Raw genomic sequence first — 15,016 nt, forward strand, 5'->3', positions numbered from 1 at the left:
GCGGCCCGGGCCGTCTCGACCGTGCAGGCACGCGAACGACCGCTCGCTGTTCCGGCGCCGGGGCACGGTGCTCGGCGGCTCCGGTTCGCTGAAGGATCTGCGAGGTCCGCCGGATGAGCGCCGCGCCGCACCGGGCTTTACGCGGGAGATCGCATGGTGCGGCGCGCCCGTACGGACACGTTCTGCTTGCGGCGCTGTCAGCGCTTGGGCGGGCGGACGCCGCGGAACTCCCAGTCGCCGCCGAGCGCGGTGGACAGCACTTCCTCGGACTCGGTGGGCTGGGCGCCGACGTCGGTGCGGATGGGGGTGGGTCCGGGGACGATGTGGTTGGTGAGCCGGCCGAGGCCCTCGACTTCGACCTCGACGACGTCGCCGGGCTGTACGGGGCGGGAGTTGGCCGGGGTGCCGGACAGCAGGACGTCGCCGGGGTGGAGGGTGATGGTGCGGGCGATGTCGGCGACGAGGTAGTGCATGTCCCATTCCATCTCGTCGGTCGAGCCGTCCTGGACGACCTCACCGTTGACGTAGGTGCGCAGGTACTTGCCGTGGAAGTCCCAGTCGGTGACGAGACCCGGTCCGAGGGGGCAGAGGGTGTCGGAGCCCTTGACGCGGAGCATGGAGCCGGCGTCGGTGTCGCGGAAGTCGTGCAGGCCGTAGTCGTTGGCGACGGTGTAGCCCGCGATGTAGTCGCCCGCCTGGGCCGGGGAGATGTTGCGCGCCGTCCTGCCGATGACGATGGCGACCTCGCCCTCGTAGTTGAGCCATGTGCAGCCCTCGGGGCGGACGACGGCGCCCTTGTGGGAGTTGAGGGCGGAGGTCGGCTTGTGGAAGTAGGTCGGGGTCGAGGTGAGCTCGATCTGGAACTCGTCGACGCGGCTCCGGTGGTTGAGGTGGACGGCGACAATCTTCGACGGCACGACCGGCGGCAGGTGCTGGGCGTCGTCGATCTTGACGCGGCGGCCGTCGCCGGCGACGAGTTCGTCTCCGTCACGGAGGGTCTCGACGGCGGCTCCGTCGAGGAGGATGCGGCGGTACTCGGGCATGGCGGGCCTTTCTAGAAGCGGCTGTGCGGGGTGCGTGGGGAGGGAGATACGGGCAGGCCGGTGCCGGTCCAGCCGTCGGCGGGGCGGTCGAACCAGAGGTGGACCTGGCCGGTGCCGATGGAGTTCTCGTACTCGCCGTACTGGCGGCCCTTGGCCGTGCACGCGCCCTCACCGAGCGCGCCGGCCATCATCAGGTAGTGGAAGAACTTCGCCTCGGGCTTGTACTTCCAGAACTCGTCCATGGTGTCGAGGACCTTGTCGTGGCGGCCCTCCTTGAACCAGGCGATGCGCTCGTGGTCGGCCTCGCGGGCCTCGGCAGTGAAGATGTGGGCGGTGTCGCTCGCCTCGTGGTCGCGCAGTTCGCGCAGCGGCCAGAAGGTATGGGAGAGCGCGCCGGAGGCGATGAGAAGGACCCGGCGGCCGGGCGTGGCCGCGATGCCGTCGGCCAGTGCCCGGCCCAGCCGCAGGTGGTCTTCCATGTCGCCGGTCTGGCAGACCCCGATGGTCACCCACTTCTTGTCGGGAAGGTCCTCGCCGAGGAACTTCCAGAGGTTGATGGTGGCGTAGTAGATCGGCAGGTAGTCGTCGTCGATCGCGGTGATCCAGGTGCCGTGCTTGTCGGCGAACTTCTCGATGTTCCGTGCGAGTTCGGGGTCGCCGGGGAAGTCGTAGGGCATCCGGCACATGCCGCGCGGCAGTTCCTCGGAGGTGAAGAGCCCGGCGCGGCGCTGCTGGGCGGTGACGACGAACTCGACCGTGGTGGCCCAGTGCGAGTCGAGGACGACGACCGTGTCGTAGGTGTCGCGCTCGAAGACTTCGTGGCGCAGCTGGTGCAGGCCGGTGACGAGGGTGATCTCCTTGCCCTCGTTGAGGTCGAGCCGGTCGGCCTCCGGCAGCATGATGGTGGGGACATGGGCGAGCAGGCCCGCCCCGACGATCTCACCCATGGTTCCGCCATCCCTTGGGTGCGGTGACGGTGTTCTTGAGGTCGCAGTAGAAGTCGAAGCTCCAGGTGCCGCCCTCGCGGCCGACTCCGGACTGGCGGGAGCCGCCGAACGGCGCCTGCAGATCCCGTACGAAGAAGCAGTTGACCCAGACCGTGCCCGCGACGAGCTGCGCGGTGACGCGCTCGGCGCGCTCGTGATCGCCGGTGGCCAGGGTCGCGGCGAGACCGAAGCGGGTGTCGTTGGCCAGCGCGACCGCCTCCTGCTCGGTTGCGAAGGTCTGGAGGGTCAGGACCGGGCCGAAGACCTCCTCCTGGACGACCTCGCTGTCCTGGGCGACGTGGGTGAGCAGGGTCGGTCGGTAGTAGAGGCCGCCGAGGTCGGTGTGGGGTGCGCCGCCGATGACCGCGCGTGCGCCGGCCGCCAGCGCCCGCTGTACGAAGCCGTCGATCTTCTCCAGCTGGCGGGGGTGGATGTTGGGGCCGAGGTCGGTGGCCTCGTCGCGTGGGTCGCCCTGCTCGAGGGTGGCGGCCTTCTGCGCGAACCGCTTCGTGAACTCGTCGGCGATCGACTCCTCGACGAGGATGCGGGTCGCGGCCAGGCAGACCTGTCCGGCGTTGTCGTACTGCTCCACGGCGAGGTCGACCGCGAGGTCGAGGTCGGCGTCGGCGAAGACCAACAGGGGTGACTTGCCGCCGAGTTCGAAGCTGGTGGGCACGAGGTTCGCGGCGGACGCGGCGCCGATGGCCTTCGCGGTCGGTACGGAACCGGTGAAGCTGATCCGGCGTACATCGGGATGGGAGACGAGCGCGTTGCCCGCCTCGGCGCCGTAGCCCTGCACGACGTTGAGCACACCGGCCGGCAGGCCCGCCTCGGCGGCGATGTCCGCGAGGAGCGATGCCGTGAGCGGGGTCCACTCTGCGGGCTTGAGGATCACCGTGTTCCCGGCGGCGAGCGCGGGGGCGATCTTCCAGGTGGCCAGCATCAGTGGGGCGTTCCACGGGGTGATCAGCACGCAGGGGCCGGCCGGGTCCCAGCTGACGCGGTTGGTGTGGCCGCGTGTCTCGAATTCCTCGTGCTCCAGCTTCAGCAGCCAGTCGGCGAAGAAGCGGAAGTTGTGTGCCACGCGCGGCATCACACCGCGGCGGTGCGAGCGCAGCAGAGCCGCGTTGTCGTGGGTCTCGACGATCGCCAGGTCCTCGATGCGCTTGTCGACACCGTCGGCGATGGCGTGCAGGATGCGGGCCCGCTCGGCGCGCGCGGTGGCGGCCCAGCCGGGGAAGGCGGCCTTCGCGGCGGCGACAGCGGCTGCGGCCTCCATCGCGGTGCCCCGGGAGATCTCGCCGAGGGCGCTGCCGTCGATGGGCGAGACATCGGTGAAGGTCTCGGAGGAGGCGATGCGCTCTCCGCCGATCCAGTGCCGGGTGTCGACGGCGACTCCGGCCACGGTGAGGGTGTGTTCGGTCATGTCCGGTCTCCAAGTGGTCTGGGGCGTACGGGGGTCATTCGGCTTCCGAGGTGCCGGACTCCAGCAGCGTGCCGCCGTCCCAGACGACACCCACCTGGCGGTAGTACGCGGCGATCGGTTCCCGGATCTCCAGGCGGGCCAGCTCCTCGGTGGGGGCCTCGAACAGTTCGAGATCGGCGTCGCCGGTCCAGGGCTGCCCGGCCTCGAAGGACGCCGCGCCGGTCTCGATCAGCTCGTCGAGCGCAAGCCCCTTGCCCTTCTCGATGGAGGGCAGCCAGCGGTGGTGGGCCATCGGATGGCCGTTGACGAAGCCGTTGGTCCCGGACGGCTCCCGCAGGGTGACCACGGCCTGGGCGAGCCGCCGGTCGGCGGCGGCGACCGTGGCGCCGAAGCGGGCGCCCGCTTCGATCCGCGGGGCGGGCCCGTACGGGTGCGGGCGCGTCTGGTGGATGGAGCCGAGCTTCTTCGGGTAGCCCTGGTGCAGTCCGCGGGCTATCGCGAAGTCCTTGTCGACCCAGATGTAGACGCAGCGGGAGTACGTCCGTCCCTTGTAGGAGCAGCGGACGACCGCGAAGGCCTCCTTGTACTGGGAGAGCACCGGGTCGAGCAGCTCCTGCCCGCTGGTCGAGCAGGACTGCCAGTCGGCCCAGATCAGCGCGACGGCACCCGGGTCCTCTTCCGCCAACTCCAGTGGTTCTGGGAGCAGTTCGCGCACGCGGGCGGGATCGGTGCGGTACTCGACGGTGAGCAGGTCGCCGGAGTAGCGCCAGGGCGGCGAGGGGATCAGCGAGGAGTCGCCGGTCGCCGTCCTGGGATGGAAGTAACCACGGACACTGGTCATGACAGGTCTTCCTTACGAGGTGAGGGCAGGCTGCTTGAGCAGCTGGGCGCGGTAGCGGGCGGCGCCGGTGGTGGCGGCATGGCCGCCGAGGGCGACGACGCCGACCAGGCGGCCGTCGGCGTGGTAGCCGACCAGGACGTCGCCGTCCGGGTCGCCGTCGAGCACCCGGACATCGTCGATGCCGAGCACAGGGGCGCCGAAGGACTGCAGCCTGAACTCGTGCTGGTCGCTCCAGAAGGTGGGAAGCGGCGCGAAGGGGCCCGCCTCGGCGTCGGCCCCGGTGAGATGGGCGACGAGGCCCTTCGCGGCGTGCTTGGCGGTGTCGCCGGGGATCGACCAGTGCTCGACGCGGCGGGGGACGCCGTCGTAGCGGGCGTTGGGGAAGCGGGCGACATCGCCGACCGCGACGACGTACGGGAGACCGCCGACGCGCAGCCGCTCGTCGGTCAGCACACCGTCGGTCAGGTCCAGGCCGTTGCCTTCGAGCCACTCGGTGTTGGCGACCGAGCCGACGGACTCCACGACGACGTCGGCCGCAAGGACCGTCCCGTCGCTCAGGACGACTCCGGTGACCCGGTCCTCGCCCTCGAAGCCGGAGACGCCGGTGCCGAGTGCGAAGCGCACCCCGCGCTCCTCGTGCCGCTTGTGCAGCGCGCGCGCCAGTAGTTCGCCCAGCGGGCGCAGCATCGGCAGCGGTTCGGGGTCGACGACGGTCACCTCGGTGACGCCGAGGCCGACGGCGGTCGCGGCGACCTCGCAGCCGATGAAACCGGCGCCGACCACGACCACGCGTACGCCGGGCCGGGTCAGCTCGTCCCGCAGCCCCTGGGCGTCGGCGAGCGTGCGTACCGTATGGCGGCCGCTGTCGGGTCCGCAGGGGCCGTCGCAGCGCAGCCGTCGGGGCCGCATGCCGGTGGCCACGACCAGGCCGGCGAAGGCCAGTTCCGTGCCGTCGTCCAGGACGACGACGCGCTCGGCGAGGCGGGTGGCGGTGACGGAGGTGCCGAGCCGCCATTCCACGTCGGCGGCGCTCGCCCGCGGGGTGAAGGCGAGGGACTCGAAGGGCGCCTTGCCGGCGAGCACCTCCTTGGAGAGCGGCGGCCGGTTGTACGGCATATGGGGCTCGTCCCCGATGACCGTGATCGTTCCGGTCCAGCCGGCTGCGCGCAGCTGCTCGGCCGCGCGCAGGCCGGCCATGGAGGCGCCGACCACGACGATGCGTTCCGTGGTCATGTCAGTCCTCGATCCGGATGGCCTGCAGCGGACAGACGTCCGCTGCTTCCTCGACCTCGTCGCGCAGTGCGTCGTCGGGGTCGGAGACGTAGGCCAGGCGCCCGTTGTCGTCGAGCTGGAAGACGTCGGGAGCCGCGAAGACGCACTGGCCGTGGTCCTGGCATTTGTTCATGTCGACGACGACCTTCATGGCCGGTCCTCCTGGATGTGAGGGGCATCGGGGCGCAGATGGCGGGGGAGGAGGGCCCGGCCAGCGGCCGGGCCCTCGGCCAAAGGGGTCCGAAGAGCCCCCTACTCGTTTGGCTTCAAACAAGATAGGAAGGAGTCGGACCCTGGTCAACACCTATCCGTATGGATAAATTCTTTGGTCCAGGCTCTTGCGGGAAGGTGGCGGCAGTCCATACCGTTTGACGCCAAACGACAAGCTCGGGCGCCGCCCCCGCTTCTGGTTCCCGGCCCAGCGCCCCCGTCAGGCCGTCACCGGACCGGCGGGCCATCGGGCCGTCGGCCATCACGCCCGTTCACATCCGCCGAGGAGACATCGGTGAGCGCTCAAGACACCCCAGAAGTCCGCCGGCACATGGATCGGCTCGCCGCCGACGGCATCGACGTGGTCCGGGTGACCTACCCCGACCTCATCGGCACCGACCGTGCCCGCGACGTCCTCCTGGACCACCTGCCCTCGGCCTGCGAACACGGACTCGCCTTCTGCCGTGCCGTGTACCACACCAGCCCTCAGGGCGACGTCGTCCCCGTGCCGGGGGGACTGGATGCCGGGCTGCCCGACATCGCCGTACGACCCGACCTGGACGCGGTCCACGTCCTCCCGTGGGAGCCCGGCGTCGCCTGGTGCCTCGGTGACACCACCGACCCCGCCACCGGCGCGCCCAGCCCCGAGTCACCGCGCGACCTGCTGCGCGCTGTCCTGGCCCGATGCGCGGAGGCCGGACTGTGCCCCGTCGTCGGCCCCGAGCTGGAGTACTTCCTGCTCGACGGGGCGCCGGGAACGCCGAGTGGCTGGCGCCGCTACGCGCAGGCCGCCACCGGTGTCATCTACACCGCCGGGCTGCGTGCCGACGCCGACAACCATCTGCTGCGCACACTGCGGCAGTTGCGTGACCTCGGAATCGGTGTCGTCACGGGGAACCACGAGTTCGACGCCGGGCAGTTCGAGATCAACCTGACGCACTCCGAGGCCATGGACGCCGCCGACCGCGCCTTCCTCTTCAAGTCGGCCGTCAAGGAACTGGCCCGTAAGGAGGGAAAGCTCGCGACCTTCATGGCCAAGCCCTTCAACGACGCGGGCGGCTCGGGCTTCCATCTGCACTTCTCGGGCGAGGACGCCCAGGGCCGCAATGTCTTCGACGACCCGTCCGGAGCCTTCGGTCTTTCGGACACCGGGCGCCACGCCGTCGCCGGCATCCTGGCTCACGCCCCGGCCCTGGCCGCGCTGCTGAACCCGACCGTGAACTCGTACAAACGGTTCGGACCGGGCACCCTCGCCCCCTGGCTGATCGACTGGGGTCTGGACAACCGCAGCGCCATGGTCCGCATCCCGCCCGAGCGCGGCTCCGGCGCCCGTCTGGAGGTGCGGCTCGGCGACGCCAGTGCCAACCCGTATCTGGCGATCGCCGCCCTCTCCGCCGCCGTACTGCTCGGCGTACGGGAGGGCCAGGAGCCGCCGGCCCCGCTGGAGGGCTACGGCTACGACTCGCGGAAGTCCCCGATGCTGCCGATGAGCCTGCCCGCCGCGCTCGACGCACTGGCCGCCGACGAGGCCCTCATCGAGATCCTCGGCAAGGACTTCACCGACTCCTTCCTCGCCTACAAGCGTGACGAGGTCGACCGCTTCAACCGCCATGTCACCGACTGGGAGTTCACCGAGTACTCCTACCACCTCTGATCGATCCGCACCGCGCACAGGAGCACCGCATGCCGAACCCCTTCGACCCCATGCCCCTCGGCGAGGTCGACCTCGCCGACAACGACAACTTCCTGGACGGCGTCACCCCATGGCGCATGTTCCACACCCTGCGCCACGAGGACCCCGTCCACTGGCAGCCCGAGGAGGCCCCCAACTCCGGCTTCTGGGCCCTCACCCGGCACGAGGACATCGCCAGGGTCGACCGCGACGCCGAGACTTTCACCTCGACGAAGTTCGTCAACCTCGAGGAAGTCGACGACGACCAGATCAAGAAGCGCGCCTCGATCCTGGAACTGGACGGCGTCCGCCACCGCGCGATGCGCAGCCTCCTGCAGCGCCAGTTCGGCCAGGGTGTCATCAACCAGTACACCGATTTCCTGCGCGGCCTGACGGCCAGGACCCTTGACACAGCCCTGGCCAAGGGCACCTTCGACTTCGTCGCCGACGTCTCCGCGGACTTCCCCATCAACGTCCTGGCCCGCCTCCTGGACGTGCCGCCGGAGGACAACCAGCAGCTCATCGACTGGGGCAACCGGATCATCGGCAACACCGACCCCGACTACGCCGACGTCCTCCTGCACAGCGCGGAGAGCGAGAAGTACCGCGACCTGCCCTTCCGCTCGCCCGCCTCCATCGAGGTCTTCGAGTACGGCCGCGAACTTGCCCGCCGGCGCCGCGGCGGCACCGGCACCGACCTGGTCTCCAAACTCGTCAACGAGACCCCACGCGACGGCATCCCGCTGTCCGAGCAGGACTTCGACAACTACTTCCTGCTGCTGGTGGTGGCCGGCAACGAGACCACCCGGCACACCATCTCGCACTCCATGCTCGCGCTGATCCAGCACCCCGAGCAACTGGCCAGGCTCCAGGCCGATCCCTCTCTGATCCCGAACGCGGTCGAGGAGTTCCTGCGCTGGGCGTCGCCCGTCTACCACTTCCGTCGCACCGCGACCCGCGACGTCGAACTCGGCGGCAAGCAGGTCAAGGAGGGCGACAAGGTCGTCATGTGGTACGCCTCCGGCAACCGCGACGAGAAGGTCTTCGGCAACCCCTACGACTTCGACGTCACCCGCGCCGACAACGACCACGTCACCTTTGGCAAGGGCAGCCCCCACCTGTGCCTGGGCAACCTCCTCGCCCGCACCGAGATCCGCATCATGTTCGAGGAGCTCATCCCGCGCCTCGCCGACATCCGCCTGGCGGGTGACGTGCCACGCGTCCGCTCCAACTTCGTCAACGGCATCAAGAAGCTCCCGGTCGAGGTCACCCTCGCCTGACGGTTCATCGGACGGGCGGGCGGGCCGCACGGCCCGCCCGCCACACCGCCGACACCCGGGACGGTGGCCTCCCGGGGCCTCGCGGTCACCGGTGTGCGCGGCGCTGAGCAGGCCGAGGCAGTCGGTGATCACGTGTCGTTCGCGGCCCGCCCGAACCACAACCCGGTCCGACCGGCCGAGCACCCCCATCCGTACGACGACGGCTTCTCAGTCGACCGGCCCGCCCGCCACATAGATGACCTGGCCGGAGACGAACCCCGCCCCGGGGCTCACGAGGTAGGACGCCGTGTGGGCGATGTCCTCCGGCTGACCCACTCTTCCGACCGGAATGGACTGTGCCGCGTTGCGCTGGAACTCCTCGAAGCCGAGGCCCAGCCGGTGGGCCGAGGTCCTGGTCATGTCGCTCACCACGAAGCCCGGGGCGATCGCGTTGGCGGTGATGCCGTGCCGGCCGAGCTGCAGGGCGAGCGACTTGGTGAAGCCGAGCAGCCCCGCCTTCGCGCTGCCGTAGTCGACACGGGCGGCGTCACCCACCGCGGAGATGCTCGACATGGTGACGATCCGCCCCCAGCCCGCCGCGATCATGTGCGGGGCGACAGCCCGGGTGACGAGGAACGGGCCGCGCAGATTGACCCCCAGGACCGCGTCCCACTGCTCCGTGGTCATCTCCACGAGGTCGGCACGGGGACCGACGCCGGCGTTGTTGACCAGCACCGCCGGCGGGCCCAGCTCGGCGGCGACCCGGGCGACGGCGGCGGTCACCGCCACTTCGTCCGCGACGTCGGCGGCGACCGCCGTCGCCGACCCGCCGTCGTCCTTGATGGCCTGAACGGTGCCGGCGCAGTCCGCCTCGTCCAGGTCGATCACGCCGACCGCCAGGCCGTCGCGGGCCAGCTGCCTGGCCACCGCGGCACCGATGCCGCGTGCCGCGCCGGTGACAATGGCCGTGCGTGGACTCTGAGTCGTGTATGTCATGAGCTCAAGTTCACGACATGGGCGCGCTGTTGCCAACCGAATAGGCCGGGGGCTTCACGATCAGCCAGGACACGACGGACGGCGCATCCACCGCCGCAGTCGGGCGGACCACACCTTCTGGCGGGATGGTGCCGGGTGCGGGGCGGTTTCGCCCGGCCTGCCCCGTGCACGAGTGACCTCGTCGTATGTAGTGACAGAGGCGGGGACAGCCCTTGCATGTGATCGATGACGTGCTTTCCAGGGTGCGGGCGGGTGCTCCGGGTGACGGTGTGACGACGACCTGGTGCAGGTCGAGGGGCCGGTGGCCGTCCTGGAACCGGTTGGACAGGTTGGTGCGAGTGACGCCGAGCAGCTGGGCCAGGAACCAGGAGGTCACATGCGCATCAGGGCCATGAACGCCGTCAGCCTGCTGGCCGCGGTGGCCGCCGTCGGGCCGGCTGTCGCCGGTTGCGGCAGTCAGTCCGACGGGGGCGCCGGTGCGGGCGTTCTCCGCCGGGCAGACAACACGCACCCGGCGCCTGCGAACTGGGCGCCGCCACCTGTCGATGAGGTTCTTCAGGGGTCCGGTTGGCGGTGCCTCAGATCGATGTGAGAGATTGTCATTCCTCTTATGAAGAACCGATTGACGGATCGGTGGCGAGAGGGGTTGCGGATGGCTGATGCGGGGTCGAAAGATCATGTCAACTCGCTGCTGCGGCAGCTGTGTTGGGCGTATGCGGCGCCATGGCAGGCGTCCGGGAAGGCGAGGATCCGGTGATAGCATCCCGGCATCTGTGATCTTGATCCATTTGACGCAGATGCTGATTTGCGATCGGCGGCATGCTCTCCGCCTAACAGCAGGTGAACCGTGCCGATCAGCTGTGTTGCGGGTCCACGCGAGGTGTAGCCGCAGCCGTCCGCATGCCATGCGCCGGGAAAGGTTTCCATGAATCGAGACGCACTTGTGTGGTGCTTGGTCGCGGTGGCGGCGATAGCCGTTGTCGCGGTCGCGGCACTCGTCGCCCGCAACAGAGCGCTGGGGGCGAAGAAGCAGCATACCGAGGCCGAACTGAGGCGCCAGCTCCTCGCGACAGACAGCCACCTGCACTCGTCGCGCTCCGAGCTGCAGAGGTTCCGGAACGAGCAGGACGCCACGATCCGCGAAGCCAAGGAAGCGGCGGAGGAGAACACCAAGGCCGTCCTCAAGGGTGCCGCCAGCTTCCTGCAGAGTCTCGCGGCCGAGCAGACGACACTTCTGGACGGCATCCAGCGCAAGTACGGCGGACACGCTGTCCTCAGCGACCTGTTGGACGTCAACCACGCCAACGCCCAGATGGCGCGCAAGGCTCAGGGCATCGCTGTCATGTGCGGTGCGCCGCTCGGCCGTCGCAACAGGCCCGCCAGCGTCTACGACGTGGTGCGCAGTGCCCAGGGCCAGATCCGCAACTTCCACCGGGTCGCCATCATGCAGCAGGCCGGTCTCGCCCTGAAGGCGTCCGCGGTCGCGCCCGTCGCCCTCGCTGTGGCGGAGCTGCTGGACAACGCCGCCAGCTTCTCGCAGCACGACGCGCCGATCGAGGTGACGTTCCAGCGCGTCCAGAACAACCTGTGCATCGTCATCGACGACGCCGGTGTCAGCATGAACGACGAAGAGCGGCAGCGGGCGACCGAGCTGCTCTCCGGAGAAGTCGCCCCCCGTCTGTCGCAGCTCGGGACTCAGCCGAAGTTCGGCTTCCCGGTCGTCGGCCTGATCGCGCGTCAGCACGGTTTCAAGGTGGATGTCACCGGAGTCTCCCGATACGGCGGCGTCAGGGCCGTCGTCCTCTTGCCCGAGGAGCTGTGGACCATGGAGGAGATGCCGCCCGCCCAGGAGGCTCCGGTCAGCGATATCCGGCGCGCCACCGAGAGCCGGCCCCAGAGCGCGACGTCGCGCACGATGCACGGTCTGCCCAAACGCGGCGCACGCCAGGCGCCCATCGCGAGCGTCCCCGATCCCGACGCCACCTCGCCGGCGCCGCGGACCGTGGGGGAGACAGGCCGTGCTTCCGGGCGCAGCCTGGGGGCCTTCCAGCGCGGCACGCTCTCCGGCCGCAACCTTGACGCCACCTCGTTCGAAGGGTCCGAAGACGCATGACCGCAGACCTGTCGTGGATGCTCGAGGACATCGTGCACAACGTGCCCCGTGCCCGCCACGCCGTCCTGCTGTCCGCGGACGGCCTTCCTCGCGGCGCGACGGAGGGTCTGGCCGAGAAGGATGTGCGTACCATCTCCGCCGCCATGGCCGGGATGCAGTCGCTCAGCCGGGCGACGGCCCACTTCGCCGGACCGGAGGAGGACCGGCAGTGGAACCAGACCATCATCGAGTTCTCGCATGGCTGGAGCTTCCTGATCGGGGCAGGGCAGGGCGCCTACCTCGCCGCCGCAGCCGCGCCCGATGTGGACATGCAGCAGATTTCCTTCCGCATGCACCGCCTTGTCGCCCGGCTGGGCAACAACCTCACCTCGCCGCCGAGGGTGAGCGCCGAGGACGCCGGAGGTGCGCGGGGGAACGCCCCCCGGCAGCAGAGCTCCGGTGACGCGGGATTCGTCCTCGGCGCGCTCGACGAGGTGATCTCCGAGGTCAAGGGTGCCCGCCACGCGGTGCTGCTGGGATCGGACGGCCTTCCCCGCGGGGCGACCAACGGGATGAGCCGCGACCTCGCGGACACGATCTCCGCGGCCATGACGGGCATCCACGCCTACAGCCGGGTCACCTCCCAGTTCGCGGGGGTTCTCGAGGACGCGGAATGGCGTCAGACGGTCATCGAGTTCCAGCACGGCTGGATCTTCCTGATGGCGGCCGGCCCCGGCGCCTTCCTGGCCGCTGCCGCCGAACACGACTGCGACATAGAGGAGTTCACCACGCGTCTGCACGAGGTGGTTCCCAGACTGACCGCGGCGGCGACACCGGGGAAGGGGGCAGGCCATGCCTGACGGGCCCGAACAGGGTGAAGAGCTGGAACTGACGTCTCCGTTAGTCCCTCTCTTCGTGATCACGAACGGACGGGCGCTGCCCCCGGACCACGAGTACGAGCACACGACGCTCGTGACGGTGGCACCTGAGGACGGACCGGTCGCGGCGCGCACGCTGTCCCCGGAATCGGGGCAGGTCATGGACCTGGTCGCGAACGGCTTCCTGTCCGTGGCCGAGGTGGCAGGGCACACGCACCTGCCCCTGGGCATCGTCCGCATCCTGCTGGCGCAGTTGGAGGAGGACAGTCTCATCCTCGTGAGGAGACCGATACCGCGCGCTGAACGTGTCGACAGAGAACTGGTCAGCGCCGTCCTCGAGGGCTTGAAGAATCGATTCGGAGCGTAACGCGTGTACCTGGATCCAGATGTCTCCCACGCGGTGAAGATCCTCATAGTGGGGCACTTCGGGGTCGGTAAGACCACCTGCATCGGCAGTCTCTCCGAGATCGAGCCCCTACGGACCGAGGAAGAGATCACCGAGGCCAGCGTGGGCTTCGATGACCTGTCGGGCACACCCGACAAGAAGACCACCACCGTCGCCATGGACTTCGGCCGGCTCACCCTCAGCGACACCCTGGTGCTCTACCTCTTCGGAACGCCCGGCCAGGAGCGCTTCAAGGAGATGTGGGAGGAGCTCTCCCGGGGCGCCCTGGGCGCGCTGGTCCTGGTCGACCCGGAGCGACTGCACGAGTCCTTCCCCGTCCTGGACCTCGTCGAACGTTTCGGCCTGACGTACGCCATCGCCGTGAACCACTTCGAGGGCACCACGGACTACCCGCTCGACGAGGTGCGCGAGGCCCTGAACCTCACCGCCGAGACCCCTGTCGTGGAGTGCGACGTACGGGACGAGAACTCCTCGGCGCAGGCCCTCATCACCCTCGTGAAACACCTCATGTCCCAACTCGGCTAGGAGCGCAGGAATGCAACAGCCACGTGAACCGCAGGAGATACCCCCCGGCTGCCCCGCGCACGGGAACGTCCAGATGTACGGCCCCTCGTTCGGAGCCGACCCCGACAGCCACTACGCACAGCTGCGTTCGTTCGGTCACAGTGCGTCCGTGGACATCGCCCCCGACGTCCAGGTGGAGCTCGTCACCAGCTACGACGCCGCTCTGTACGTCCTGCAGAACCCCGCCTCCTTCGTGCGCGACTCCCGCCGCTGGAACGCCCTCAACGAAGGGCGCGTCCCGGCCGACAGCCCGGCACTGCCCATGATGGGTTACCGCCCCAACGCGCTCTTCAGTGACGGTGCGGCACATGCCCGACTGCGTCAGGCCGTTACCGACAGTCTCGCCACGGTCAACGAGCACCAGCTCATCAGGCAGACACAGCAGTCCGCCACCTACCTGATCAGCCAGTTCAGTACCGACATCCGCGGCCAGGCGGAGCTGATGGCCGAGTACGCCCAGCCGCTGCCTCTGCTGGTCTTCAGCGAACTGTTCGGCTGCCCGCCCGAGATCGGCGACCGCGTGATCGCCGGGATCAGTGGCATCTTCGAGGGCACCCCCGGAGCCGACGAGGTGCTCGGCGGGGCGCTCACCGAGCTGATCGCCCTCAAGCGGCGGCGCCCGGCAGCCGACCTGACGACGCGTCTGATGGGGCACTCGGCCCAGCTGAGCGACGAGGAGGTGCTGCACCAGCTGGTCACCCTGCTCTCCGGTGGCACCGCGCCGCTGGCCGCGGCCATCGGTACCAGTAGCGCCCTGTACCTCGGAGAGGAATGGCAGGTCGGCCTCCCGGTCGAGGACGCGGTCTCCCAGACCCTCTGGAACTACGCGCCGATCGCCAACTACGCTGCCCACTACCCGACTCACGACGTCGAGCTCGGTGGCAGGGTGATCCGGGCCAACGACCCGGTCCTGATCTCATTCGCCGCGGCCAACACCGATCCGAAGCTGACCGCACACCGCGAACAGCTCAGTGCCAAGGCGCACTTGGCGTTCGGAGCGGGCCCGCACGCCTGCCCCGCCAAGGACCCGGCTTTCATGATCGCCGTGACTGCCGTCGAAACACTGCTCAACCGGCTTCCCGACGTCGAGATGCGTGTCCCGTTCAAGGCGCTCACCTGGGCGCCGAGCCCGTGGAGCCGCTCGCTGGTCACCCTCCCGATCCGCTTCACCCCGAGGGCTGTTCCCCAGGCAGCCAAGTCGGCCGGATCGAACGCGGGCCAGATGCCCCAGCAGCAGACAGCCGCGTCCTCGCCCTCCACCGCCGGACCCTCGCATACGAACGCCGGTGTCGCGCCGCAGCCCAAGGGAGGCATGTTCAGCCGCTTCCTGGCGTGGACCAGGGGCGAGTGAGGTAAGAGTGATTTTAGTAA

The 15,016-nt window shown here is 69.4% G+C and carries 14 protein-coding genes; 7 read left to right on the forward strand and 7 right to left on the reverse strand.

Annotated elements, in window-relative coordinates; translation table 11 throughout:
• Positions 1-197 precede the first annotated feature (197 nt).
• Genes AB0I23_RS20265 through AB0I23_RS20290 form a run of 6 tightly spaced genes read right to left on the reverse strand, consistent with a single transcriptional unit; the run spans position 198 to position 5,719 of the window.
• Positions 198-1,043 (reverse strand): fumarylacetoacetate hydrolase family protein, encoded by an 846-nt coding sequence (locus AB0I23_RS20265; protein WP_359110986.1) that lies wholly within the window; start codon positions 1,041-1,043, stop codon positions 198-200.
• Positions 1,044-1,054: 11 nt separating this feature from the next.
• Positions 1,055-1,990, reverse strand: coding sequence for a 3,4-dihydroxyphenylacetate 2,3-dioxygenase (locus tag AB0I23_RS20270; RefSeq protein ID WP_359110988.1), 936 nt, complete (start codon positions 1,988-1,990; stop codon positions 1,055-1,057).
• A complete protein-coding gene (locus tag AB0I23_RS20275) occupies positions 1,983-3,455 on the reverse strand; it encodes an aldehyde dehydrogenase (RefSeq protein WP_359110989.1) in 1,473 nt (490 codons plus the stop codon). Before AB0I23_RS20275 ends, AB0I23_RS20270 begins: the two co-directional genes overlap by 8 nt.
• A 34-nt stretch (positions 3,456-3,489) precedes the next feature.
• Positions 3,490-4,296, reverse strand: coding sequence for an acetoacetate decarboxylase family protein (locus AB0I23_RS20280; protein ID WP_359110991.1), 807 nt, complete (start codon positions 4,294-4,296; stop codon positions 3,490-3,492).
• Positions 4,297-4,308: 12 nt separating this feature from the next.
• On the reverse strand, positions 4,309-5,529 hold the full coding sequence (locus tag AB0I23_RS20285; RefSeq protein WP_359110992.1) for an NAD(P)/FAD-dependent oxidoreductase: 1,221 nt from the start codon (positions 5,527-5,529) through the stop codon (positions 4,309-4,311).
• A 1-nt stretch (position 5,530) separates the two neighbouring features.
• Complete coding sequence (locus tag AB0I23_RS20290) at positions 5,531-5,719, reverse strand: ferredoxin (RefSeq protein ID WP_277329056.1); 189 nt, start codon at positions 5,717-5,719, stop codon at positions 5,531-5,533.
• A gap of 354 nt (positions 5,720-6,073) precedes the next feature.
• Between AB0I23_RS20290 and AB0I23_RS20295 the strand changes: the two genes are divergently transcribed.
• A complete protein-coding gene (locus tag AB0I23_RS20295; RefSeq protein ID WP_359110994.1) occupies positions 6,074-7,432 on the forward strand; it encodes a glutamine synthetase family protein in 1,359 nt (452 codons plus the stop codon).
• A gap of 29 nt (positions 7,433-7,461) precedes the next feature.
• Positions 7,462-8,730, forward strand: coding sequence for a cytochrome P450 (locus AB0I23_RS20300; protein WP_359110995.1), 1,269 nt, complete (start codon positions 7,462-7,464; stop codon positions 8,728-8,730).
• A 207-nt stretch (positions 8,731-8,937) separates the two neighbouring features.
• On the opposite strand, the gene AB0I23_RS20305 is transcribed toward AB0I23_RS20300, so the two are convergent.
• Positions 8,938-9,705, reverse strand: a complete 768-nt coding sequence (locus tag AB0I23_RS20305) for an SDR family NAD(P)-dependent oxidoreductase (protein ID WP_359110997.1) — start codon at positions 9,703-9,705, stop codon at positions 8,938-8,940.
• 925 nt (positions 9,706-10,630) lie between these two features.
• Between AB0I23_RS20305 and AB0I23_RS20310 the strand changes: the two genes are divergently transcribed.
• The 5 genes from AB0I23_RS20310 to AB0I23_RS20330 are packed head-to-tail and all read left to right on the forward strand — an operon-like array spanning position 10,631 to position 14,996.
• Positions 10,631-11,818: an ATP-binding protein gene (locus AB0I23_RS20310; protein ID WP_359110999.1), complete on the forward strand. Its 1,188-nt coding sequence runs from the start codon at positions 10,631-10,633 to the stop codon at positions 11,816-11,818.
• Entirely contained in the window at positions 11,815-12,657 is an 843-nt protein-coding gene (locus tag AB0I23_RS20315; protein ID WP_359111000.1) for a roadblock/LC7 domain-containing protein, read from the forward strand. Before AB0I23_RS20310 ends, AB0I23_RS20315 begins: the two co-directional genes overlap by 4 nt.
• Positions 12,650-13,042 (forward strand): DUF742 domain-containing protein, encoded by a 393-nt coding sequence (locus AB0I23_RS20320; protein WP_359111002.1) that lies wholly within the window; start codon positions 12,650-12,652, stop codon positions 13,040-13,042. Before AB0I23_RS20315 ends, AB0I23_RS20320 begins: the two co-directional genes overlap by 8 nt.
• A 3-nt stretch (positions 13,043-13,045) precedes the next feature.
• Positions 13,046-13,606, forward strand: coding sequence for a GTP-binding protein (locus AB0I23_RS20325; protein WP_037696762.1), 561 nt, complete (start codon positions 13,046-13,048; stop codon positions 13,604-13,606).
• A gap of 10 nt (positions 13,607-13,616) precedes the next feature.
• Positions 13,617-14,996: a cytochrome P450 gene (locus tag AB0I23_RS20330; RefSeq protein ID WP_359111004.1), complete on the forward strand. Its 1,380-nt coding sequence runs from the start codon at positions 13,617-13,619 to the stop codon at positions 14,994-14,996.
• Positions 14,997-15,016: the final 20 nt, after the last annotated feature.

This window comes from Streptomyces atratus, from assembly GCF_040655115.1.
Taxonomy (GTDB): Bacteria; Actinomycetota; Actinomycetes; order Streptomycetales; family Streptomycetaceae; genus Streptomyces; species Streptomyces atratus_D.